This window comes from Arthrobacter sp. T572 (genome assembly GCF_056780115.1).
The window spans coordinates 1,763,335-1,787,202 of sequence record NZ_JBRAZQ010000002.1 but is presented as its reverse complement, the minus strand read 5'-3'; the positions used below and the strand labels follow the sequence as shown (position 1 = coordinate 1,787,202).

23 protein-coding genes and 1 tRNA gene are annotated in these 23,868 nt (G+C 64.5%); 8 read left to right on the top strand and 16 right to left on the bottom strand.

Annotated elements, in window-relative coordinates; translation table 11 throughout:
* Positions 1 to 87: 87 nt before the first annotated feature.
* The 6 genes from ACUYMZ_RS09470 to ACUYMZ_RS09445 form a co-directional block, all read right to left on the bottom strand.
* Complete coding sequence (locus ACUYMZ_RS09470; RefSeq protein ID WP_426006965.1) at positions 88 to 681, bottom strand: MerR family transcriptional regulator; 594 nt, start codon at positions 679 to 681, stop codon at positions 88 to 90.
* Positions 682 to 919: 238 nt separating this feature from the next.
* Positions 920 to 1,423: a bifunctional nuclease family protein gene (locus ACUYMZ_RS09465; RefSeq protein WP_442422879.1), complete on the bottom strand. Its 504-nt coding sequence runs from the start codon at positions 1,421 to 1,423 to the stop codon at positions 920 to 922.
* Positions 1,423 to 2,139 (bottom strand): transcriptional regulator FtsR, encoded by a 717-nt coding sequence (gene ftsR, locus ACUYMZ_RS09460; RefSeq protein WP_481602927.1) that lies wholly within the window; start codon positions 2,137 to 2,139, stop codon positions 1,423 to 1,425. The genes ACUYMZ_RS09465 and ftsR overlap by 1 nt, the downstream gene beginning before the upstream one ends.
* Positions 2,140 to 2,162: 23 nt before the next feature.
* The gene (locus ACUYMZ_RS09455) at positions 2,163 to 2,639 is read right to left on the bottom strand and encodes an FHA domain-containing protein (protein WP_426006960.1); all 477 of its coding nucleotides are present in this window, start codon (positions 2,637 to 2,639) and stop codon (positions 2,163 to 2,165) included.
* A 141-nt stretch (positions 2,640 to 2,780) separates the two neighbouring features.
* The gene (gene gcvH / locus ACUYMZ_RS09450) at positions 2,781 to 3,167 is read right to left on the bottom strand and encodes a glycine cleavage system protein GcvH (RefSeq protein WP_426006959.1); all 387 of its coding nucleotides are present in this window, start codon (positions 3,165 to 3,167) and stop codon (positions 2,781 to 2,783) included.
* Between the two features lie 294 nt (positions 3,168 to 3,461).
* Positions 3,462 to 4,661 carry an MFS transporter gene (locus ACUYMZ_RS09445; RefSeq protein ID WP_481602925.1) on the bottom strand — a complete coding sequence of 400 codons (1,200 nt, stop codon included), beginning with the start codon at positions 4,659 to 4,661 and terminating at the stop codon, positions 3,462 to 3,464.
* Between the two features lie 170 nt (positions 4,662 to 4,831).
* Here ACUYMZ_RS09445 and ACUYMZ_RS09440 point away from each other — a divergent pair, with 170 nt between their 5' ends.
* Positions 4,832 to 5,278, top strand: coding sequence for a MarR family winged helix-turn-helix transcriptional regulator (locus ACUYMZ_RS09440; RefSeq protein ID WP_426006955.1), 447 nt, complete (start codon positions 4,832 to 4,834; stop codon positions 5,276 to 5,278).
* 64 nt (positions 5,279 to 5,342) lie between these two features.
* Here the strand turns inward: ACUYMZ_RS09440 and ACUYMZ_RS09435 are convergent.
* From ACUYMZ_RS09435 to ACUYMZ_RS09390, 10 genes are all read right to left on the bottom strand, one after another.
* A tRNA-Pro gene (locus tag ACUYMZ_RS09435) sits at positions 5,343 to 5,419 on the bottom strand.
* 129 nt (positions 5,420 to 5,548) lie between these two features.
* Positions 5,549 to 7,099 carry a ribosome biogenesis GTPase Der gene (gene der / locus ACUYMZ_RS09430; RefSeq protein WP_426006954.1) on the bottom strand — a complete coding sequence of 517 codons (1,551 nt, stop codon included), beginning with the start codon at positions 7,097 to 7,099 and terminating at the stop codon, positions 5,549 to 5,551.
* Between the two features lie 10 nt (positions 7,100 to 7,109).
* Positions 7,110 to 7,871, bottom strand: a complete 762-nt coding sequence (locus tag ACUYMZ_RS09425) for a lysophospholipid acyltransferase family protein (protein ID WP_442422881.1) — start codon at positions 7,869 to 7,871, stop codon at positions 7,110 to 7,112.
* Complete coding sequence (gene cmk, locus ACUYMZ_RS09420; RefSeq protein WP_481602922.1) at positions 7,861 to 8,574, bottom strand: (d)CMP kinase; 714 nt, start codon at positions 8,572 to 8,574, stop codon at positions 7,861 to 7,863. The genes ACUYMZ_RS09425 and cmk overlap by 11 nt, the downstream gene beginning before the upstream one ends.
* Positions 8,574 to 9,680, bottom strand: a complete 1,107-nt coding sequence (locus tag ACUYMZ_RS09415) for a prephenate dehydrogenase (RefSeq protein ID WP_426006951.1) — start codon at positions 9,678 to 9,680, stop codon at positions 8,574 to 8,576. Before ACUYMZ_RS09415 ends, cmk begins: the two co-directional genes overlap by 1 nt.
* Before the next feature lie 3 nt (positions 9,681 to 9,683).
* Positions 9,684 to 10,895: a pseudouridine synthase gene (locus ACUYMZ_RS09410; RefSeq protein WP_481602921.1), complete on the bottom strand. Its 1,212-nt coding sequence runs from the start codon at positions 10,893 to 10,895 to the stop codon at positions 9,684 to 9,686.
* Between the two features lie 159 nt (positions 10,896 to 11,054).
* Positions 11,055 to 11,711 (bottom strand): SMC-Scp complex subunit ScpB, encoded by a 657-nt coding sequence (scpB, locus tag ACUYMZ_RS09405; protein ID WP_481602919.1) that lies wholly within the window; start codon positions 11,709 to 11,711, stop codon positions 11,055 to 11,057.
* A complete protein-coding gene (locus ACUYMZ_RS09400) occupies positions 11,704 to 12,615 on the bottom strand; it encodes a segregation and condensation protein A (RefSeq protein WP_481602916.1) in 912 nt (303 codons plus the stop codon). Before ACUYMZ_RS09400 ends, scpB begins: the two co-directional genes overlap by 8 nt.
* Before the next feature lie 9 nt (positions 12,616 to 12,624).
* Positions 12,625 to 13,524, bottom strand: a complete 900-nt coding sequence (locus tag ACUYMZ_RS09395; protein ID WP_481602914.1) for a ParA family protein — start codon at positions 13,522 to 13,524, stop codon at positions 12,625 to 12,627.
* A gap of 250 nt (positions 13,525 to 13,774) precedes the next feature.
* Entirely contained in the window at positions 13,775 to 15,118 is a 1,344-nt protein-coding gene (locus ACUYMZ_RS09390; protein ID WP_426006946.1) for a cation:dicarboxylate symporter family transporter, read from the bottom strand.
* A gap of 137 nt (positions 15,119 to 15,255) precedes the next feature.
* Between ACUYMZ_RS09390 and ACUYMZ_RS09385 the strand changes: the two genes are divergently transcribed.
* The 7 genes from ACUYMZ_RS09385 (at position 15,256) to prpB (ending at position 23,815) form a co-directional block, all read left to right on the top strand.
* Positions 15,256 to 16,971, top strand: a complete 1,716-nt coding sequence (locus tag ACUYMZ_RS09385) for a sensor histidine kinase (protein WP_481605841.1) — start codon at positions 15,256 to 15,258, stop codon at positions 16,969 to 16,971.
* Positions 16,968 to 17,681, top strand: a complete 714-nt coding sequence (locus tag ACUYMZ_RS09380) for a response regulator (protein ID WP_426006945.1) — start codon at positions 16,968 to 16,970, stop codon at positions 17,679 to 17,681. Before ACUYMZ_RS09385 ends, ACUYMZ_RS09380 begins: the two co-directional genes overlap by 4 nt.
* An 88-nt stretch (positions 17,682 to 17,769) precedes the next feature.
* On the top strand, positions 17,770 to 19,413 hold the full coding sequence (locus tag ACUYMZ_RS09375) for a LuxR C-terminal-related transcriptional regulator (RefSeq protein ID WP_481602910.1): 1,644 nt from the start codon (positions 17,770 to 17,772) through the stop codon (positions 19,411 to 19,413).
* 124 nt (positions 19,414 to 19,537) lie between these two features.
* Positions 19,538 to 20,650 carry a class I SAM-dependent methyltransferase gene (locus tag ACUYMZ_RS09370; protein WP_481602908.1) on the top strand — a complete coding sequence of 371 codons (1,113 nt, stop codon included), beginning with the start codon at positions 19,538 to 19,540 and terminating at the stop codon, positions 20,648 to 20,650.
* A 71-nt stretch (positions 20,651 to 20,721) separates the two neighbouring features.
* Entirely contained in the window at positions 20,722 to 21,375 is a 654-nt protein-coding gene (locus ACUYMZ_RS09365) for a GntR family transcriptional regulator (protein WP_442422887.1), read from the top strand.
* A gap of 10 nt (positions 21,376 to 21,385) precedes the next feature.
* On the top strand, positions 21,386 to 22,906 hold the full coding sequence (locus ACUYMZ_RS09360; RefSeq protein ID WP_481602906.1) for an MmgE/PrpD family protein: 1,521 nt from the start codon (positions 21,386 to 21,388) through the stop codon (positions 22,904 to 22,906).
* The gene (gene prpB / locus ACUYMZ_RS09355; RefSeq protein WP_481602903.1) at positions 22,907 to 23,815 is read left to right on the top strand and encodes a methylisocitrate lyase; all 909 of its coding nucleotides are present in this window, start codon (positions 22,907 to 22,909) and stop codon (positions 23,813 to 23,815) included.
* Positions 23,816 to 23,868: the final 53 nt, after the last annotated feature.

The window sequence follows — 23,868 nt, the reverse complement described above, 5'->3', positions numbered from 1 at the left end:
CTCCACCAACAAGGAAGCCGCCTCGGCAAGGAGGCGGCTTCTTCGTTTTATGGGTGACCTTCTACGTTTCCAAGCATCAGGCAGTACCTAGCTGATGCGGCGAGCCACCCGTCGCTTGCTCAGTTCGTCGTCGGGAAAGGATTGTTCGGCCGCGTGTTCACTGGGGAGCTCGGCAAGGCTTCCTTCAACTTCCCGCCATACCCGGCCCACCGCGATGCCGAACACACCCTGGCCGCCCTGGACGAGGTCGATGACCTCATCTGCGGAAGTACATTCATAGACGCTGGCGCCGTCGCTCATGAGGGTGATCTGTGCCAGGTCCTCCACTCCCCGCTCGCGAAGGTGCTCAACAGCGGTGCGGATCTGCTGGAGGGAGACGCCGGTGTCCAGGAGCCGCTTGACCACCTTGAGGACGAGGATGTCCCGGAACCCGTACAGGCGCTGCGAACCGGATCCTGCAGCTCCACGGACGGCCGGCTCCACCAGGCCGGTCCGGGCCCAGTAGTCCAGTTGGCGGTACGTAATGCCGGCGGCTTTGCATGCAGTAGGACCGCGGTAACCCGCGTCCTCGTCCAGCACAGGAAGGTCCTCAGTGAAGAGGAGACCTTGGGCGCCGGTAACGGGCGCAGCAATGCCGGTCGAGGCCTGCTTCAGCTCGCCTGCTTCGCCTTTCGGACTCACGTGACCTCCTTGTTGTCAGTTCCCTTGGGGACGGTGCGTGACCACTGCTTACAACGCCGAAATTCAGGCATGTAATTCCCACAAGTCCGCTTTTCCAGTGTGACTTGCGTGGGCAGTGTATGCAACGGGAACTCGATATGTTCGACGTTAGGCCCGCACGGCCCCGAGGTCAAAGACGTTGGCGCTGAAAAAGTGGCGTGTCGAAAGTTTCACCCTCAACTTTAGGCTTAGGGTGCGCTCAGCCCTCGAAATCTTCCGGTTCCACGTCGTCCAGGAACTCGCGGAACCGCCGCATTTCGCGCTCTTCGTCCACGCTGGCAGCAGGCTCCGAGTCCTCACCTTCATCGTGCTCGGTGATCCGGACCCCGGCCTCTTCCATCACGGCATCGGCGCACCAGATCCGGCACTTGGCCCGCAAGGCCAGGGCCAGCGCATCCGAAGCCCGGGAACTGACCACCGTGCCGTCGTCGAACTGCAGCTGCCCGTAAAAGATGTTGTCTTCCACGGCCACTATGTTCACACTGATGATCGAGTGGCCCAACGACTCGACCACGTCTACCAGGAGATCATGGGTCATGGGACGCGGCGGTACGACCCCCTGCTGGGCCAGGGCGATCGCACTGGCCTCCGGTGTGCCGATCCATATGGGCACATGCCGCTCCCCCTTCAGTTCCCTGAGCAGGACCAAAGGCTGATTGGAGGGCAGTTCTATCCGGACACCCACAATTTCGACTTCAATCATCAGCTGTCCATCCGGGAGATACGGTCGTGGACGAGCGCCCTGTGCAGCGTGAGGCAGAGGTCGCTGATTTCCCGGGCGGCCTCGGCTGCGCGGGCTTGTGACGCGGCATCCTTGCGGGACATCAGTGGTGCCACCGCCCGTTCCACCAGGCCGAACTCGCGGTCCGCCGCCGCCTGGAACGGACGAAGGTGCCGGGGTTCCAGCCCGTGTCCCTCCAACTGGACACAGGCGCGGGCTACCTGGAGGGCATGCTCATCGAACTTGCCACCGACGTGGCTGATCAATCCAAAACTCAGCAGCGACTCCAGCAGCGGGACGCTGGCGCCGGATTCGGCCCGCAGCTGCTCCTCGCTCAGGGCCCGTGCGCGCCCTTGGATCTCGGCCGCCATTTCGGCGGACACAATCCGCGGTGAAACCGTTACGCCGGGCGGAAGGTTGTCCGGACGCTCCCCCCGGTCAATGGCATCCAGATAGTCCTTGATGACCTTCAACGGCAGGTACTGGTCCCGTTGGAGTGCCAGGACAAAGCGCAGGCGTTCCACATCGCTGTCGACGTACTGCCGGTACCCTGCAGGGGTCCGCTTGGGATTGATCAGGCCTTTTTCTTCCAGAAAGCGGATTTTGGACGCAGTCATTCCGGGGAAGTCATCGCTCAGCTGAGCCAGGACTTCCCCGATATTCAGGACCTGCGGTCCGCGACGGTCGGGCTGGGCCATTGCCACAGGCAAGTACCCCGGGGTCAGGCTTGGCCCGCAGGGCGGCGGGAGCTCAGGTAGTAGGTCAACCGGAACTTGCCGATCTGGACCTCGTTCCCACTCTTCAGCAGCACGCGGTCGACGCGGTCGTGGTTGACATAGGTGCCGTTGAGGCTGCCCATGTCCACGAGCTCAAAACCCGCCGGAGTACGGTGGAACTGCACATGCTTGCGTGAGACAGTGACGTCGTCCAGGAAGATGTCCGCGTCCGGATGCCTGCCCGCCGTGGTGGTATCCGCGTCCAGCAGGAAACGGGCTCCCGCGTTGGGTCCGCTGTGGGCGATAAGCAACGCCGACTCAGGGGGCAGCGCATCCACGGAGGCCCGCTCTTCGGGTGCCAGCCGGGGCGCAATGCTGGGCTCGTCCCACGTTGGCGTGATGCTGATCGAGGTGGTCTCCGACGTAGGCTGTTCTTCCGCGCCGTTCCCGATATTGGCTTGGTTCTGTTCGCCGCCAACCATGGAATTTCCTCCTCATCCGCCGGCGGTTCCAAACTCCGCCGGCCACTTCCGCCTCCCGGTACCGCCGGGCAAATCGGTAGCTGGCCCGCCTTTCTGCGCTTCCCGCTCGAGGAATTGCCAGGCCGGGCGGGCCAGATAACTTTAGCCTACCTGCTGTTCGTACTCCGATGCACTGAGCAGGGAATCCACTGCTTCACCATCTGCAAGCTTTACTTCAAAAAGCCAGCCGTCGCCGTACGGGTCGGAGTTGATAAGCGCCGGATCCTGGTCCAATGAGTCATTCCGGTTAATAACCTCGCCCGAAAGGGGCGCATAAATGTCACTGACGCTCTTAGTGGATTCAACCTCGCCCACCACCTCATTGCCGGTGATCCTGGTACCAGGCTCAGGCATTTGCGCGTAAACGACGTCTCCCAGTGCATCCTGCGCGAAATCAGTGATGCCTACGCGGACAACACCGTCGGCATCGGGAGCGGAAACCCATTCGTGCTCTGCGGTGTAGGAAAGATCGGCTGGAATATTGCTCATGGGTGGCCTTTCATCGGAACATTTACGGACCTCGACGGCGGCCCGGGCATCCGGCCACCGCTGAAAGTATAGGCATAATTCCCCACCGTGCCGCAGGGTGTGCCGGCTTATCGCACAACACCGGCAACCGCGCCCCAAAGCCGGCAATTCCCTGGCCGGAATTGCCCCGCCGCATGAAGCTTCCGCTGAAAGTGCCCTGCGCTGGCGGCGCCGCCAGCTCCGCAGATAAAAAGGGGCACTGCCCGCCATGGATGCTTCCACAGCGGGCAGTGCCCTCTTGCCGGCGTGGCGTCGTCAGGCGACGAATGCCTCCCGGGGTTCGCTGTCGGCGTCGGCCGGTACTGCGGAAGACCGACGCCGGGCTGCGGCAGCTGCGGCCGCCATCACCAGGAGCGCGGCGACCGTAATGCCGGCGCCCGCCCAAATGGGCGAGGTGTAGCCCAGCCCTGCCGTGATGGTTACCCCACCCAGCCACGCACCCAGGGCATTACCCAGGTTGAAAGCACCAATGTTGGCACCGGAAGCCAGCGTGGGCGCCGTGGAAGCGAAGTGCATGACACGCATCTGCAGGCCGGGCACGGTGGCGAAACCGAAGCCGCCCATCAGGGCCAGTGAGAACAAGGTGGCAATGCTGCTTGAAGCGGTCAGGGCGAAGAAGACCAGCACAGCAACCAGACCGGCGAGGATGACCACCAGTGAAGTATCGAGGGCCTTGTCCGCCGCCTTGCCACCCAGGACGTTGCCCACGAAGAGTCCACCGCCGAACAGCACCAACAACCACGGAACAGCGCCTGCGTCAAAGCCCGATACCTCGGTCAAGGTGAATGCGATGTACGTAAAGGCCCCGAACATTCCGCCGAAACCGAGGATCGTCACCAGGATGGACAGCCACACCTGCCCCGAACGGAAGGCACCAAGCTCGCTGCGCAGGCCCTGTGTGGGAGCAGGCCCCGTCGCGGGAACCATGAGGGCAATCCCCAGCAGGGCTATCACGCCGATCACCGTAATGGCCCAAAAAGTGGAACGCCAACCAAAGTGCTGCCCCAGGAGTGTTCCGAACGGAACCCCCAGGACGTTGGCGGCAGTGAGCCCGGTGAACATGATGGCAATGGCTCCAGCCTTCTTATGGGCGGGGACCATCCCTGCGGCCACGACCGACCCGATGCCGAAGAAGGCGCCGTGGCACAGGGCGGCGATGATACGGCCGATCAGCATGGCTGAGTAGGTATCGGCAACAGCCGAGAGGAAGTTGCCGGCAATGAACAGGACCAGCAGGCCGATCAGGACGGGCTTCCGGGGAAGCCGGGTCACGGCAGCTGTCACCAGAAGGGCACCGACGGTCACGCTCAAGGCGTAGCCGGAGATGAACCAACCGGCCGAGGCTTCGGATACGCGGAAGTCGGCGGCGACCTCGGGCAACAGGCCCATGATCACGAACTCGGTAAGTCCGATGCCGAATCCGCCGAGGGCAAGGGCAATCAACCCTGCAGGCATGGTGAAACTCCTTGGGATACGGGTTCCTCGAAAACTGGAAGTGCGCCCGCCGGAACCGTAGAATAATAGTTGCAGACGCTGCATATATAGTTGCACACGCGTGGTATTTGCGCAAGCAACTACTTTGCGGTCTGCTGACACCACCCACTGAAGGCAGGAGCACAGCACACATGGGCATCAAGGATGACGCCGTGGAAGTACGGGCACAGGGATGGCGCACCCTCGCTGCCCTGCACGGGAGCATCGAAGCGGAACTGGAGAAGGCCCTCCAGGCGTCCAGTGAGCTCTCGGTTGTTGAGTACACCGTGCTGGACGCACTGAGCCGGCAGGACGGCTGGCACATGCGCATGCAGCAACTGGCCCGAGCCACCGCACTCTCCAGTAGCGCGACCACGCGGCTGGTCAACCGCCTGGAAGACCGCGGACTCCTGACCCGCATCCTGTGCGCCGACGACAGGCGCGGCATCTATACGGAGCTCACCGCGGCAGGACAGAAGCTTCTCCTCGACACCAGGCCCGTCCACGACGAGACCCTGGCGGGCGCCCTTGCGGCCGCGGAGCAGGTTCCCGAACTGGAGCCACTGGTCCGGGCCCTGGGTGCACTGCAGCATGCCTAGGCGCACCGCTGGGGCTTAAACGACCAAAGGCCGGAATTCCGTTTCCACGGAATTCCGGCCTTTATGGTCGGGCTGACAGGATTTGAACCTGCGACCCCTTGACCCCCAGTCAAGTGCGCTACCAAGCTGCGCTACAGCCCGCTGGTTCCGCCGTTCTCCGCCCGGGATTTCCTCCCTAAGCAGTCCGGCCGAACCACCTCCAAAAGCTTACACGACGTTGGAGGGTGCTTGTGCCATCAGAGCAAAAGTCTGCTGTGATGCCCGTCTCACTTAGCGTTTGCGGCCCCGCTTTTCGCGGACACGCATGCTGACCTCGATTGGAGTTCCTTCAAACCCGAAGGTCTCGCGGAGGCGGCGGGTGATGAAACGGCGGTATCCGGGATCGAGGAAGCCAGTGGTGAACAGCACAAACTTCGGCGGACGGCTGGAAGCCTGGGTGCCGAACAGGATACGGGGCTGCTTGCCACCACGGACCGGGTGCGGGTGTGCTGCCACCAGTTCGCCCAGGAACGCATTGAGGCGGCCGGTGGGAATCCGGCGGTCCCAGCTTTCCAGCGCCCTGTCCAGGGCGGGAACCAGCCGGTCCTTGTGCCAACCGGTCTTGGCCGAGATGTTGACGCGCGGAGCCCAGTCAACGTGCGCCAGGTCCTGCTCGATCTCGCGCTCCAGGTAGCGGCGACGTTCATCGTCCAGGAGGTCCCACTTGTTGAACGCCAGAACCAGCGCGCGGCCGGACTCGATGGCCAGTTGCAGGATGCGGACATCCTGCTCGCTGAGGACCTCGTCGACGGCCAGGAGAACGACGGCGACCTCCGCCTTTTCGAGGGCAGCCTGGGTCCGCAGGGAGGCATAGAAGTCCGCGCCTTGTGCCATGTGCTGGCGGCGGCGGATCCCGGCTGTATCCACGAACCGCCAGGTGCGGCCACCGAGTTCGATGAATTCGTCCACGGGGTCGCGGGTGGTGCCCGCCAAGGGATCCACCACCACGCGCTCAGATCCGGCCAGCTTGTTCAGCAGCGAGGACTTGCCAACGTTGGGGCGGCCGATCAGCGCAATGCGACGCGGGCCGCCGGAACGCTCCACGCCCTCGACCTGGGAAAACTCGGGCAGGGTGTCCATCACCTTGTCCAGAAGGTCCGCCACACCACGCCCATGGAGCGCCGAGACGGGATAGGGCTGGCCGAACCCAAGGCCCCACAGGGTTGCCGAGTCGGCCTCCTGTGCAAAGTCATCGACCTTGTTCGCCACCAGGATGACCGGCTTCTTGCTGCGCCGGAGCATCTTCATGACGGCCTCGTCGGTTGCCGTTGCACCGACCGCGGAATCCACTACGAACAACACCGCATCAGCAAGTTCCACGGCCATCTCGGCCTGGTCAGCCACGCGGGCGTGGATGCCCTTGGCATCGTGTTCCCACCCGCCGGTGTCCACGAGCGTGAAGTTGCGCCCGTTCCACCGCGCCGAATACATGACGCGGTCGCGGGTTACGCCCGGGGTATCCTCCACGACGGCCTCGCGGCGGCCCAGGATGCGGTTGACCAGGGTGGACTTGCCGACGTTGGGCCGGCCGATGATGGCCAGCACGGGATCGAGTTTGAGGGGACCTTCTTCCCCTTCGTCCTCATAGTCACCGCTGAGCAGCGCTGCGTCGTCTTCGTCAAGTTCGTAGTCGTCCAGGCCCGCCCGGAGGGTGGCAGCGCGGAGTTCGGCTTCTTCGTCGTCCAGGGCAGCCAGGTTTTCAGCCACCTGGTCGGTGCCTGCGGGCGTGTATTCGTCGTCGCCGGCTCCGTGGAAGCCGGACTTTTGAGTCGTATCGCTCATTGCACTTTCCTTAGTGGTGGTCTGCCGGCAACCCGGCTACTGCTGGTGGGCGCTGTTGTTGCGCGGCCTCCGCGGGCGCACCCGTGGAAGGAAGGTTTTGGCCGGTGGCCAGGACGGCGTCCCGGACGTGTCCGGCCAGGGCGTCCCGGATCGCCGCGGACGCCCTGTCCATTGAAGCACGGCCCGGTTCGCCCTTCCGGCGCTGGACGCTGAGGGGTTCACCGAAGCTGACGTACAGCTTCCGGCGGGGCCTGGGAACATGGTCACGGTGCTCGGCGCCCTGGCGGGTACCCAGGATGGCAACAGGGATGACGGTCGCCCCGGAGTTGAGGGCAAGCCACGCGACCCCCGGGCTGATGCTTTCCGCTGAGCCGCTCCCCCGGGTACCTTCGGGCAGGATCCCGACGCAACGGCCGGCGTCGAGCAGTTTCTTGCCGGTATGCAGTGCGGCCCGGTCACCGGAGCGGTCCACCGGGATCTGGCCCGACCCACGCAGCACTTTCCCGAGGAATCCCCTGAACATCTCTTTCTTGACCAGGATGTGCATGGGCCGGGGCGACGCTCCGAACATCACGGGACCGTCCAGGAAGCTGATGTGGTTGCCGGCGAAGATGACGGGGCCTGCTGCGGGGATATTGGCCTTGCCCGTGACCACGGTGCGGTACACCACATGGTCAAGGAACCAGCCGACCGGCCGGCTCCAGACGCGGGTCCATGCCGCGGGCACGGCAGGTGGTGAAACAGCGCCCGCCGGCGTTGTCCTAGTCGCCATAGATGACCTTGCTGACGATCGCGAGGGCCGTTTCCACCGTCTCGTCGAAGGTGAGGTCGGAAGAATCCAGTGTCACTACACCGTCGGCAGCCTGCGTGAAGTTAACGACGGTGGAGTCCTTGGCATCGCGGTGGATGACTTGGGCGGTGAGCTGTTCCTTGCTTTGGGTGCCGCCCAACTGGATACCACGACGGCGGAGCCTGGCTTCCTCGCTGGCGGTCAGCAGGATCCGGACTTCGGCATGCGGGGCGACGACGGTGGTGATGTCCCGTCCCTCCACCACCATGCGGTGGTGGTGCTGATCGATGAACTGCCGCTGGCGGCGGATCAGTTCCGTCCTGGCACCCAGCGTTGTGGCTACGGCGCTCACGGACGCAGAAATCAACGGATCCCTGATTTCTTCGGTGATATCCGTGCCGTCCACGGACACGTACTCCACCGCCGTACTGGTGCTGATTTCCAGGGGCATGGTTTTGGAAGCCTGTTCAACAGCGGCACCGTCGTGAAGGTCCACACCAGTCTTGAGGCAGTACCACGTCAGGGCACGGTACATGGCACCGGTATCCAGGTAGGCAAGCTTCAGGCGCCGGGCAACTTCCTTGCTGACACTGGACTTGCCGGATCCGGAAGGACCATCGATCGCGATGACCAACGGCTTACCGGGCCGGGCAACTGTTTCCGGACCAAAAAATTCACGTGTCATTACTGCAGTACCCGCCATCCGCGATCGGTCAAGGCTTCAACAAGGAGGTCGTGCTTGCTGGGCAGCACGGAAAGCTCCACCATGCCCACGTTACGGCCTGAGGAGTGGTCCAGGCGGAGGTCTTCCACATTCACGCCGATTTCACCGATCTCCGTCAACAGCCGCGCAATCTGGCCGGGGCGGTCGTCCACCAGGATCGTGAGCCACGAGTACGCCTGCGGGGGTCCGCCATGCTTGCCGGGAATGCGCGCCTGGCCTGCGTTGCCTTCGCTGATCAGCTGGGCAAGGTCAAGGCGCGCCCCTGGGGCAAGCGGTGCTTCGAGGGTCCCGATCAACCGGTTCAGGTCCTCCCGTACGCCATGCAGGATGGTGACCACCTTCTCCGCGTTGCCGCCCAGGATCTGGACCCAGAGGGTAGGGTCGCTGGCGGCGATGCGGGTGGTGTCACGCAGCCCGTTACCGGCCAACGACAACGCATGCAGCGGCGTCCCCTGCAGCCGGCTGGCCAGGAGGGACGACATGATCTGCGGCAGGTGCGATACCAGGGCCACGGCTTCGTCGTGTTCGTCGGCCGTGAACTGGGAGACAATGGCACCCAGGTCTCCCGCGAGCGACCTGGCAAGCTGCAGGGCATCTGCTCCGGTTTCTTCGGAGGGACAGACCACCCACGGCATGGACGTGAAGAGCTCTCCGCGGGCTGCCACTGGCCCCGACTTTTCGCGGCCGGCCATGGGGTGGGTACCAACGTAGCGGGCAAGGTCCACTCCGCGTTCGCGGAGCTGGCCTTGGATGGCCGCCTTGACACTGGCGATATCCACCACCACCGACGCCGGGTAGTCCGCAAGGGCCTTCTCCACGACGTCGGCTGTAACATCCGGCGGAGCCGCTACGACGACAAGCTGCGGCTCCGCGTCCAGCTCAGCCAACGGACGGCCTGCTCCGATATCCACGGCCACGGCCTGGTTGGTGGGCGAAGGGTCGTAAAGGTATACGGGAACGCCGCGCCCGCGCAGGCCAAGGCCAATGCTGGCACCCAGCAAACCCGTACCGAGAACCACCACCGGGCCATCAAGATGGCCGCGGCCGTGGGTGCGGAATGCCGACATGCCCTAGAGCCCCACAGCTGCCATGAGGTGGCCGATCTCCTGGCGGCCGAGGTTGCGGATGCTGCCCTGGCGCTGGTCGCCCAGGCCGATCGGGCCAACCTTGACGCGGACGAGCCGCTCCACCGGGAAGCCCACGGCGTCGAACATACGGCGTACGATCCGGTTCTTGCCGGAGTGCAGCACGACTTCGATCAGGACGTGGCCGGGCGTGGAATCCACCAACCGGAACGAGTCCACGGCGGCGATTCCGTCGTCAAGCTCGACGCCGGACTTCAGCTTGGCTCCGACCCCGTGCGGGAAGGGTCCACGCACCTGGACGAGGTAAGTCTTGGGCACCTCATACGAGGGATGCGTCAAACGGTTGGCGAGCTCGCCGTCGTTGGTCAGCAGCAGCAGGCCCTCGGTGGCGACGTCGAGACGGCCGACGTGGAACAGCCGCTCGCCCTTGTTCTTGTTGTTCTTGAGGAAGTCGCTGATGCACGGACGGCCCTCGGGGTCCTCCATGGTGGAAACAACGCCCTTGGGCTTGTTGAACACCATGTAGACCAGTGTTTCATCGAGTTGGATACGGATGCCGTCCACGTGGATGACCGCCGTTTTGGGATCCACGCGCATACCGAGTTCCGTGGTGACCTGGCCGTCGACTTCCACCCGGCCTTCAAGGATCATTTCCTCGCAGACGCGCCGCGATGCCACACCCGCCTGGGCCATGACCTTCTGCAGGCGCACGCCGTCGGCGTCGTGGAGGTCCGACTGTGGAACGTCCGGACGGGGGCCGCGGTTGCGGGCCGGCTTGCGTACGGGACCAAGGTTCTGGCCGAACCGCTCGCTGCCGAAGGCACGGGAACCGTTTTGCTTGGTGGGCTTTGGCTTGGGCTTCAAGGCTCCCGGAGTACCGGGGGCCTTCCCGAATCCAGGCTTGTTGGAGCCGGGCTTGCGGAACGGCTTGGCACTCTGGCCACGGCCCTGGTCACCGGACCGTGTGGGGTTGTCGGGATCGAAAGGACGCTCCTCCCGCGGCTTGGCAGAGCGGAAAGACCGGTGTTCCCCCTGATCGAAAGAGCGCTTGCCGGCACCGGTGCGTCCGCTGCCTCCGCCCTTGGAGCCGCCGAAGCCGCCTCCGGTGGAGCGTCCGCCGCCCCTTGCATCATTGCGCCCGGAGCTGTTGCGTCCCGAACCGTTACGTGGTGAACCCTGGCGTCCCGCCTGTGTCATGACCCGTCCTTGTTAAGTGGTGGCCGGCCCTAAGTGCTGCTGTCAACACCAGCCAGCCGGGCAGACATCGTCTGCCCTTTGTTGCTGCGGCACCACGTCGGTGCCCTGTACCTGTCTTTAATTGTCCGTGGTGCCGGGTGGCTTCCTGATGGCCAGGAGTTACATCCGGCTGGCGTCGTAGTACTCGTCGATCCCTTCCAGGCCTGGAAGGTGCGGTGAGAGCCGCGGCAATTCACCAACTGACCCGATTCCCATGCGTTCGAGGAAGTACGAGGTTGTCCTGTACAGAACCGCCCCCGACTCGGGATCGTTTCCCGAATCCTCGATCAAACCGCGCTGGGTCAGGGTCCGGACCACCGAATCCACATTGACGCCACGAATCGCGGAAACCCGCGCCCTGGAGACGGGCTGCCGGTAGGCAATGACCGCAAGGGTCTCCAGCGCCGCCTGGGTGAGCCTGGTGGTCTGACCCTCCAGCACGAACCTTCCCACGACGTCCGCAAACTCCGGACGTGAGTAGATCCGCCACCCTCCGGCGACGTTCCGCAATTCAAAACCCCGGGGTGCTGTGCTGTCAGCGGCTAAGCCGTCAGCGTCCACGTCCGGGGCTTTAACAGTATAGCCGCTATACTCCCGCTGCAGTTCCCCCAGCAAATCCTCGACGACGGCGACCGTAACCTCCAGCCCTGCAGCCAGCTCCTCAGTGGTGGCAGGCTGGTCAATGACCATGAGCACCGCTTCCAGTGCCGCCCGCGCACCACCGGGCAGCACCTCCAAGGCAGCCAAACCGTCTGCTGCACCTTCCGGCTCAGTCATCGGATGCCCTTTCATCAGTGTCCTCGTACTCTTCACTCAGGTGGGAACTGTCCCAGTGGGCATCGTTCCCCGTCCACCGTACCGTCAGCTCCCCCAGGGCGGCGGGCTGCTCGAAAGCAACCACGCGGTCGCGGAACATTTCAAGGAGCGCCAGGAACCGGGCGACCACCACGAGCGTGGTTTCGGCGTCGGCGACCAGTGCACGGAACGACAGCGGCGCGCCGAGCTGCAAGCGGTAGCCGATGATTTCCGCCTGTTCCTTGACACTCACCGGCGGCGCGTGGAGGTGGTCCAGGCCGACTTCCGGTGGAGCCGTGTTTTTGGGCTTGAGCGCTGTGGCCGCGAGCTCCGCGAATTGCTCCGGACTGTGCCGCCAGACCAGTTCCGGAAGGAGCGCTGCGAAGTGGGGCTCCAGGGACACCTGCCGCGGATACCTCCGGGATTCCTCTTCCAGGGTTGTCCCCAGCAGGCCGGCGACCTCCTTGAAGGCCTTGTACTGCAGCAGGCGCGCAAACAGGAGGTCCCTGGCCTCCAGCAAGGCGATGTCCTCGGCGTCCTCGACCTCGCCGGCCGGCAACAGGCGGGCCGCTTTGAGGTCCAACAGGGTGGCCGCGATGACCAGGAATTCGCTGGCCTCATCCAGCGCCCATTCCTCGCCCACTTCCTGCAGGCGCCGGATGTACTTGATGAACTCGTCCGTGACCGTGGCCAGGGCAACTTCGGTAATGTCCAGCTTGTGCTTGGAAATCAGGCCCAGCAGAAGATCGAAGGGCCCGGTGAAGTTGGCCAGCCGTACCTCAAAGCCTGGCTTCCGGGGATCGGAGGCACCGCCGTCGGACTCGTCAGCGGACACGGCAGCACCAGGTTCCTGAACCGCGGCAGGCGCGGTGCTTGACCCCGCCATGTTCGTCCGCTAAGGTGCGCCGCCGCGCGAAATGAGTTCCTTGGCGAGGCGGCGGTAGGCGTCAGCACCGACGTGGTTGCCGGCGTAGCTGGTGATGGGTTCGGCGGCGACGGTCGCATCCGCAAACTTGATGGAGCGTTTGATGACGGTCTCGAAAACCTTGTCGCCAAAGGCTTCCACCAGCCGCGTGATGACTTCGCGGCTGTGCAAGGTGCGGGCGTCGTACATGGTGGCCAGCACGCCGTCGACCTGCAGTCGCGGGTTCAGGCGGTCCTGGACCTTCTCGATGGTTTCCACCAGCAACGCCACCGCCCTGAGCGCAAAGAACTCACAGATCAGGGGGATGATGACGCCGTGGGCTGCGGTCAAGGCGTTGACGGTCAGCAGGCCCAACGATGGCTGGCAGTCGATCAGGACGACATCGTATTCGTCCTCGACACTCCTGAGGGCACGGTCCAGGACCTGCTCCCGCGCGACTTCGTTGACGAGCTGCACCTCGGCGGCAGAGAGGTCAATGTTGGCCGGAAGAAGGTCAACGCCGTCCACTCCTGTTTGGTGGATGGCGTCGCGGATGCTGACTTTCCGGTCCATCAGCACGTTGTAGACAGTCAGGTCCAGTTCATGCGGGTTCACGCCCAGTCCCGCCGACAGCGCACCCTGGGGATCAAAATCCACCAGAAGGACGCGGCGGCCGTATTCAGCCAACGCGGCCGCGAGATTGATGGTGGAGGTGGTTTTGCCGACGCCACCCTTCTGGTTCACCATGGCGATGACCCGGGCGGGCCCATGGGAGTCCAGTGGCGCAGGCTCAGGGAAGTCCCGGTGGGGTCGGCCCGTGGGCCCCATGACGGCGTCTTCCAGATCGAGCCCGGTTCCTGCCAAGATAGCTGTTCCCCGTTCGCTGCTCACGTATCCAACCACTCTTTCGACGACGATCTTTCCCTGCCGCTGCTTCCCCAGCCACAGCGTTGCTACCCGACTAGGCTACAGCGCCCGACACGGTAAACCGGGGAACTTGACTTTGTCCCGGATTTGAGCCTTGACCCTCTAGTTGAACTCGAAGGTTGCTTCCGGTGGACGGCAGGCGGAAGGCCAGCGTCCACACGGGACGCTGGCCTTCTACTGCTGCTTTGGCGGATTCTGTTCCGGGCAGGAGACCTTACACGGTGGCCTTTTCCCGCGTGTCCGCTTCCGGAGCCGGAGTTTCCGCGCCATGGGCGATCATGGTCTGCTCGTCGAAGGGCTCCTCGCCGGACAGGACCCGGTTGACCTGGGTGGAGTCGATCTCCTTGACCCAGGTGCCGATCAGGACCGTGGCTACGGCGTTTCCGGTGAAGTTGGTCAGAGCGCGGGCCTCCGACATGAAACGGTCGATGCCGACGATCATGCCCACGCCACCCAGCAGTTCGGGCTTGTGCGCCTGGAGGCCTGCCGCCAGGGTCGCCAGGCCGGCACCGGTCACGCCAGCCGCACCCTTGGAAGCGATGATCATGAAGACCAGCAGGGAGATCTGGGCACCGAGGTCCAGTGGCGTACCCATGGCGTTGGCAACGAACAGCGACGCCATGGTCAGGTAGATGGCAGTTCCATCCAGGTTGAAGGAATAGCCGGTGGGAACCGTCACGCCAACCACGGGCTTGGAGACACCCAGGTGTTCCATCTTGGCAATGAGGCGCGGCAGCGCAGCTTCCGAGGAGGACGTCGAGAAGATCAACAGGTATTCACGGGCCAGGTACTTCATGAGCTTGAAGATGTTGACGCCGGACACTGCACGGAGCAGCGTGCCAAGGATGACAACGATGAACAAGGCGCAGGTGATGTAGAAGGCGGCCATCAGGGTGAACATGCTGAGGATGGCCTGGGCGCCGGTAGCACCAACGACGGCGGCAATCGCACCAAAGGCGCCGACCGGAGCGAGCCACATGATCATGATGAGGATACGGAACACCAGGCGCTGGCCGTGTCCGATCGCGTTCAGGATAGGGGCACCCTGGGCCCCCATCTTCTGCAGGGCGAAGCCAACCAGGATAGCTGCCAGGAGCGTGGGCAGGACCGGGATGTCACCGGGGATGATGCCCAGCAGGAAGTCGACCGTGCTGTCAGTGGCGGCCTTCTTGGAGGGATCGTAGGGAGTCAGCTTCAGGCCTTCGCCCGGGTGGATCAGGTTGCCCACCACCAGGCCGATGGCCAGGGCGAAAGTGGACATGGCCACGAAGTACCCCAGGGCCAGACCGCCGACCTTGCCAACCGTGGCGGCCTTGGCGATGGAACCGATGCCCAGGACGATGGTGCAGAAAATAACGGGCGCGATCATCATCTTGATCAGCTTGATGAAGCCATCACCGAGCGGCTTCAGCGACTTTCCGGCTTCGGGGAACATGAGGCCCACCAAGGCACCCAGTACGACGGCCAGGATGACCGCGATGTACAGATAGTGCGACTTGTCGAGACCCTTGCGTCCGCCGGCGGCAACCGTTGCCGACTCTCCTCGTTGAGAGGTCATGGGATTCTCCTTCTGGATACTGTGTAAGGCGCTGCGGTCCTGCACATGTGTCCATGCCGCTGCCCTGTGTGATATCCATCATTGAGCCGTTGGTGACACGCATCACCCTTGCGGTCATATTGGTCATGGGAGGCCCCGTGTTTCACAGCTGGAGTATCGCCCGGCGATTGTTTGCAGCCAATCTGCTCTTCGTCGTGGTGCTCACTGCCGCCTTCGGGACATTCTCGGTAGTCGAAGCCCGCGACCGCGCGTACGACGAAGCCGGCGAGCGCATGCTGGCCGTTGCCATGTCCATCGCCGACAACCCCCTGGTGGCCGAAGCAGCCTCCAGCACTGATCCTTCGGGGGCGCTGCAGCCGTATGCCGTGGAGGTCATGCGGGACGCGGACCTGGACTTCATTACCATCATGTCGCCGGACCGGACACGGTGGACCCATCCCCGGGAAGACGAACTGGGCAGACCGTACATCGGTACCATCGAGCCTGCCCTCCGGGGCGGGACTTTCACGGAAGTGACGGCCGGAACCCTGGGACCGTCGGTGCGCACCATCGCCCCGGTCACGGATGCGAACGGGTCCGTGATAGCCCTCGTTGCAGCCGGCGTGACAGTGCGGACGGTGGATACGGACGTGGCTGAGCGGCTGGCCGTGATCGGCGGCATCGCCGTGATCGTCCTGTTCTTCGGCTCCATCGCGTCATGGTTCCTGGGCCGGTACCTGCGGTCGGTGACGCGGGGCTGGGGGCCCGAACAACTTGCACAGCTGTTTGCCTACTACGAATCGGTCCTGCACTCCGTTCGTGAGGGCGTCATCCTCATCGACACCCAGGGCAAGGCCGTCATGTACAACGACCAGGCCGCTGAGCTGCTGGGCCTGGAGCCCTCCGAGGCGGACCGCTCCCCCGACGCCGCCCCCAAGCTCTCCGACCTGCCGTTCGACGGGAGCCTCAGGGCGCTGTTTGAATCGGGCAGGCCGGCACATGACGAAATCCATCTCACCGGTGAACGGATCCTGGTGGTGAACCAGGCACCGGCCATTGGCCCGGCCGCCCCCCGCAACCGGCAGAAGCCCGCTGTGTACGGGACAGTGGCCACCCTGCGTGACCGGACGGAAATCGAGTCCCTGGGCACGGAGCTGGAGACCATGAAGACACTGTCGGACGCGCTCCGCGCCCAAACCCATGAACACGCCAATCGCCTTCACATGATCGTTTCGCTCCTTGAACTGGGCAGGACGCCCCAGGCCCTGGAGTTTGCCACCAAGGACCTGGAGCTGAGCCAACAACTCACCGACGACATGCTCGCTTCCGTGGATGAACCGGTCCTCAGCGCCCTGATCATGGGAAAGGCCGCGGAAGCCCACGAGCGTGGCGTTGAACTCGTGGTGCGGACTACGGGAACCTCCGGCGTCAGCGGCCTGGAAATCCAGGACCTCGTGACGATCCTCGGCAACCTGCTGGACAACGCCATCGACGCCGCCGCCGCGGGCGAACCTCCGCGCAAAGTGGAGCTCGCCGTGGGAACGGGAGCGTCCGCCGTCGAATTCACCGTCCGTGATTCAGGACCCGGCATCGATCCCGACGCCATCGACGACGTCCTGCAGTATGGTTTCAGCACCAAGTCCGGAGGGCATGGGCATCGGGGCGACCACGGCCGGGGGGTGGGGCTGGCGTTGGTCCGCCAAGCCGTCCAGCGCCTGGACGGTACGATGTCAGTCAGCAATGAGAGCCCGGACAGCGAGGCCCCGGCCTTTGGCGGGGAGTCCTCCGGTACCGGGGAGGCCCCGGCAGTCCTGCACGGCGCACGGTTCCATGTTGTCCTCCCAACACCGGTCCCCCAGGAAGGGAAAGCATGACCGACATCCGCGTCCTGGTGGTCGAAGACGAGCCCATCGCTTCCGACGCGCACTCTGTTTACGTGGGCAGGCTGGATGGATTTACCTTGGCAGGCACAGCACCCGACGGGCAGTCCGCGCTGCGCCTGCTGGGTGAGTTTGCGGCATCCGGCTCCCCGGTGGACCTGGTGCTGCTCGACATGAACCTCCCTGACCTCCATGGCCTTGATGTAGCACGCCGCATGAGATCGGCCGGCCTCCTGGCGGACATTATCGCCATCACGGCAGTGCGGGAGTTGGGCATCGTCCGCAGCGCCGTCTCCATCGGCGTCGTACAGTACCTGATCAAGCCCTTCACGTATGCCACGTTCGCGGACAAACTCACCAGCTACCGTTCCTTCCGCAGCCGGCTCGCTGGCGCCGGATCGGGTACCTCCAAGGCCGGGGCGTCGCAGAGCGACGTTGACCAGGCCTTCGCGAGCCTTAGGGCACCGACTGAGCTGCCCCTGCCCAAAGGCCTGTCGCCGTCGTCGCTGGAGATGGTGAAGGACCTTGTCCGCGGCAGGCAGGACCCGGTGTCGGCCAGTGAAGTCATGGATCTGTTGGGGATGTCCCGTGTCACCGCGCGGCGCTACCTTGAGTACCTCGCCGACGCCGGCACCGTCACCCGGGCACCACGCTACGGCACCCCGGGCCGCCCGGAGAACGAGTACGGCTGGAACCGCGGCTAGCTGGCGCTGATGTCCATCCGCTGTCGCGTCTGCTCCCCTGCCTGACCCGGGCCCTCGGCAGTAAGCTGGTTCAGAACGGTGGGATGCCATGCCGGACGTGCCCGAGCTGCTGACTGAAGCCCGCGAAGCCTTCGCCCGCGGGGAGTGGGATGCTGCGCGCCGCCGCTTGGAAGAGGCGGCCGGGTCCCATCTCCTGGACCTGGTCGACCGCTCGTTGCTGGCACGGGCAAGGTGGTGGCAAGGTGATGTTCAGGGCTCGATGTCGCTCGCAGAGGGAATCTTCCAGGAACTGGCAGGACAAGGATTGCCGGCGGAAGCGGCACGTTCTGCGCTGTTGCTTTCCATGCAGTGGGGCTTGCGGGGAAACATCGCTGTCTCGTCGGCCTGGTTGGCCCGCGCCCGGCGGCTCCTGGAACCCCTGCCCTTATCCGTCGACCACGGTTATCTGCTCTACCTGGAAGGCAGCGACGCACTCTACCTTGACGGAATGCCCGCAGCGGCACAGTCAGCTGCTGCCCGGCTGAAGGATATGGCCGGACAGTTCCAGGCACCTGAGCTGGGAAGCTTCGCCTCGTTGCTGTCCGGCTTGAGCCACGTCCGGAACGGCAACACCGCCCAGGGCTTCGTTGATCTGGATGAGGCCCTCCTCCCCGTACTGGCCGGACAGGTACCTGTGGAATGGGCCGGGGACATCTATTGCTCAGTCATCCACCTTTGTTACGAGATGGAAGACTTTGCGAGGATGAGGGCGTGGACTGACGCCTTGGCTGATTGGTGCGCAGCCCTCTCCACCACCTTCATGTACGCCGGGATTGCCAGTGTCCACCAACTGCAGCTTGCCGCTGCCGAAGGCCACTGGAAGCAGGCGGAAGACGGACTGCTGGCGCTCGGCGGGCGCCTGCGCCACGCCCACGGCTGGATCGCAGCTGAGTGCTTCAGCGAGGCTGGTGAGATCCGCCGGCGCCGGGGAGACGCGGAAGGCGCCCGGGCCGCGTTCGATTCCGCCCGCGGCCTGGGGCATGACGGGCAACCGGGCTCCGCACTTCTTTGGTGGGACGCCGGAAGGACGGACCTGGCGCTGGGCGAACTCCGTGCGGCTTTGGCCGAGCGGGAGACGTTGGGGCGGACGTGTCTGCTGCTTCCGTTGGTGGAGCTGCTTGCACCCCTGGACACCGCGTCTGCTGCCTTGTACTGCCTGGAACTGGAAGAAGCCGCTGCCACTTTCGGCACTCCCGGGTTCGTGGCACGTGCAAGGCGCGCCCGGGGTGCTGTGCTGATGGCCCAGCTGCGCTGGGCCCAGGCCTGCGCGGAATTGGACGCAGCTGCGGAGGCCTACCGTAAGCAGCGCCGACGGTATGAGCTTGCCGAAGTGCATGAACACCTGGCCTTGGCCCGTAGGGGTCTTCGGGACGATGACCTTGCCCGGGCGGAAGAGGCCACGGCAGCGGCGATACGTGCGCAGCTTGGCGCGGCCCCGCCTTCCCGCCTGGGTCTTGACCCTGATGTGGGCGGGTTGACACCCCGGGAACTGGAAGTGCTTGCCTGCGTGCTCTCCGGCGCCAGCAACAGGGACATCGCGCACGCGCTGACCATCAGCGAGAAGACGGCGGGCAGGCACCTGGCCAATATCTTCACTAAGATCGGCGTGACATCCAGGACTGCCGCCGCCGCATGGGCGCGCCACCACGGAATCCGGGAACGGCACGCGCCTGAAAGCCCCCGCCCTGCATGATTTTCCCCATGCCGGCCAACCTGCCGTACACAATGCGCCCGATGCGGCCCGGCCCCTCTCCGCCCTACGGTGAAACCAAGGGTTCCGGACGGAAAGGCCGTCCCCCGCCAGCGGAGAACCAGCCATGGGAAGTACCCAGCCTTTTGAAGCCACCCCCGATGCCCGGCCCCGGCCACAGGAGGAGTCCCCAAAGCCTCCATCAGGACCGGAGGAAGCCGCCGGGAGACTCCTGGACATCCTCAACGATTCATCAGCGGCGCTCCTGGTGGTCCTTGGACACCAGACCGGCTTGTTTGAGGTCATGGCGGCGTTGCCCGCGGCTCCCAGCAAGCTTGTGGCGGACGCGGCCGGGCTCGAGGAGCGGTACGTCAGGGAATGGCTGGGCGGCATGGTGTCGGCCGGCTTCATCGACTACCGGCCCGCAGAAGCCACGTATCATCTTCGCCCTGAGTACATTCCACTGGTGACAGGGACAAGAACGGACAACCTGGCCCGCACGCTCCAGTACGTCCCGCTCCTGGGCGCGGTGGGACCCCAAATCGTGCAGGCGTTCCGTCATGGCGGCGGAACGCTCTACAGCGACTATCCACAGTTCCACCAGGTCATGGCTGCCGAGAGTGCCGCGGTGAACGACGCGGCCCTCCTGGACCGGATCATGCCACTGACCGGCCGGGAGGCTGCACTGCGAACGGGAATCTCCGTGGCGGATATTGGTTGCGGCGAGGGTCATGCCATGAACCTGCTGGCAGCGGCATTCCCTTTGAGTTCGTTCACCGGGTTCGACTTTTCCCATGCTGCTTTGGAAGCGGCCGCTGCAGAAGCCACAACGCTCGGACTCACCAACGTACGCTTCGAATACTGCGATGTCGCACGACTCGGGCGGGATCAGGAGTTCGATCTGATAACAGCCTTTGACGCGATCCACGACCAGGCCCAGCCAGGCACGGTCCTGCAGCAGGTGCGGGCCGCCCTGAAACCCGGAGGGACATTCCTCATGGTGGACATCAATGCTTCGAGCAACCTTGAAGAGAACACTTCCCTGCCGTGGGCCACGTTCCTCTACGCCGTCTCGACCTTCCATTGCATGGCGGTTTCGCTGGGGCAGGGCGGAGTCGGGCTGGGCACCGTATGGGGTCGGGAACTGGCTGCGACCATGCTGGCTGAGGCAGGCTTCGCGAACGTTGCCGCCATGTATCTGGACGAGGATCCCTTCAACGTTTACTTCATCGCCGAGTAGCGTTGTATACATAGAGCCCAATAGAAACGGCATGCTGGCCATAATTGGCACCGTGTGTATACACTGATGGCATGCGCGCCAGTGACCGGGCTTACAACGCCCTCAGGGAGGACATCCTCGAATGGCGCCTCCGCCCGGGTACGGTCCTTGCAGAAGTGGAGCAATCGGCCCGGCTCGGCGTCTCACGCACCCCGGTCAGGGAAGCACTGGGCCGTCTCACCGCCGAAGGATTGACGACGGCGGCAGGTGGCCGGGGCGTTGTGGTCACCGATATATCGCTTGAGAGCATCGATGAACTCTTCGAGTTGCGCGAGACGCTGGAGGTGCGGGCTGCCGCCCTTGCAGCGGAGCGTGGCGAGCCTGGCGTCTTCTCCGAACTTCATGCCCAACTGATCCTGGCTCCCGGGCTGCTCAGCGACAACGACCCTGCACGGCACGACTACTACGCCTTGGTGGGCAAGCTTGATGAGGCAATCGACACTGCCGTGGCCAACACCTACCTCGCCCAGGCCATGCGCAGCCTCCGCGTACATTTGACCCGGGTCCGGCGCCTGGCTGCCGACGACTCCGCACGGCTGTCGGCAGCAGCTGCCGAGCACGCAGCCATTGCCGAGGCGATAGCGGCCGGCAATCCACGGCTTGCCGAAGCCGCCACAACAGTCCACTTGCACCGCAGCCTTACCCATGTCAAGACTGCCCACTTGGCCACAAGAACGTCCCACTAGAAGGAGAACCATGGTCCGGAACCATCATGTCCGTGTTTACAAATCCGAGGAGAACCTGCCCCGCGAGGAGCAGCTGGCCCATAAGATCGCGGTGGTTGCCGCGGATCCCGTGGACGTCACGCCGGAGGTGACGGACATGGTGATCAACCGGATCATCGACAACGCCTCCGTGGCGGTGGCGTCCTTGAACCGGGCACCGATCGTTGCTGCCCGCGCCCAGGCCCTGACCCACGCTCCGAGCACAGGGGGCAAGGGCGCCTCGGTGTTCGGCATTGAGGAACGGGTCTCTCCGGAGTGGGCTGCCTGGGCCAACGGTGTGGCGGTCCGCGAACTGGACTACCACGACACGTTCCTGGCCGCGGACTACTCGCACCCGGGCGACAACATCCCCCCGATCCTGGCCGTGGCCCAGCACGTGGGCTCCAACGGTGCCGACCTCGTCAGGGCGATCGCCACCGGCTACGAAATCCAGGTGAACCTGGTCAAGGCGATCTGCCTGCACAAACACAAGATCGACCACGTGGCCCACCTTGGCCCGTCCGCCGCTGCGGGTATCGGCACGCTTCTTGGCCTGGATGTGGAGACCATCTTCCAGTCCGTGGGCCAGGCCTTGCACACCACCACCGCCACCCGCCAGTCCCGCAAGGGCGAGATCTCCACCTGGAAGGCCCACGCCCCGGCCTTTGCAGGCAAGATGGCCGTGGAGGCCGCCGACCGGGCCATGCGTGGCCAGACCTCCCCGGTGCCGATCTATGAAGGCGAAGACGGCGTCATCGCGTGGATGCTGGACGGCCCCGAGGCCTCCTACGAAGTTCCGTTGCCGGAGAAGGGCGAGGCCAAGCGGGCGATCCTGGACACCTACACCAAGGAACACTCCGCCGAGTACCAGGCACAGGCCTGGATCGACCTCGCCCGCAAGCTCCACCGCGAGCACCCCGAAACCACCGACCCTGCCAACGTGGCCTCCGTGCTGATCAAGACCAGCCACCACACCCACTACGTGATTGGCTCCGGTGCGAACGACCCGCAGAAGTACTCCCCCACCGCATCCCGGGAAACCCTGGACCACTCCATCCCGTACATCTTCACCGTCGCATTGCAGGACGGCGCCTGGCACCACGTGGACTCCTACGCCCCCGAACGGGCCGGCCGTCCGGACACGGTTGAACTCTGGCACAAAGTCACCACGGTCGAAGACCCGGAGTGGACCCGCCGGTACCACTCGCTGGACATCGCGGAGAAGGCCTTCGGCGGTTCCGTGGAAATCACCCTGACCGACGGCACGGTCATCACCGACGAGATCGCCGTAGCTGACGCGCACCCCCTCGGTGCCCGGCCGTTCGCCCGCGAGCAGTACGTGAACAAGTTCCGCACCCTCGCTGCCGGGCTCGTGGAGGAGGCCGAGATCGAAAGGTTCCTCGCCGCCGTCGAACGCGTCACCGAACTCGGACCCGGGGAACTGGACCAGCTCAACATCACCGCCGCCCCCGGCGTGATCGACCTCATCAGCGCTCCCCAGGGACTGTTCTAGATGCTGTACTCCAAAAGCACACCCGAACAGAAGCGGGTCAAACTACGGGAACTGCTCAGCTCCGGGACTGTGCAGCAGTTCCCCGGCGCGTTCAACCCGCTCTCGGCACGACTCATCGAGGAAAAGGGCTTCGCCGGGGTCTACATCTCCGGCGCCGTCCTGGCCAACGACCTCGGCCTGCCCGACATCGGCCTGACAACCCTCACCGAAGTCGCCACAAGGGCAGGGCAGATCGCCCGCATGACGGACCTGCCCTCGATCGTGGACGCCGACACGGGCTTCGGCGAGCCCATGAACGTGGCCCGCACCATCCAGGAACTCGAAAACGCAGGCCTCGCCGGCTGCCACATTGAGGACCAGTTCAACCCCAAACGCTGCGGCCACCTGGACGGCAAGAACGTCGTGGACCTCGACACCGCCACCAAGCGCATCCGCGCCGCCGCCGACGCCCGCCGGGACCCGAACTTCCTCATCATGGCCCGCACCGACATCCGTGCAGTGGAAGGACTGAAGGCCGCGCAGGATCGCGCCAAAGCCCTGGTGGACGCCGGAGCCGACGCGATCTTCCCCGAAGCCATGGCAACCCTGGAGGAGTTCCAGGCCATCCGTGACGCCGTGGACGTGCCCATCCTGGCCAACATGACCGAGTTCGGAAAGAGCGACCTCTTCACGGTGGATCAGCTCCAAAACGTCGGCGTGAACATGGTCATCTACCCGGTCACCCTCCTGCGCATTGCCATGGGCGCTGCAGAGCGTACTCTGGAAACGATCAAGGCTGCGGGGACCCAGGAGACACACGTGCAGGACATGCTCACGCGCGCACGTCTCTATGAGCTCGTGGATTACGAGGCGTATAACCAGTTCGATGCCGGCGTTTTCAACTTCCAGGTTCCTGGCGCCCGCCAGTAACCCAACCAGGGGACGCAGGCAACGGCGCTCCCGTAGCCTGCACAAGAACGAAG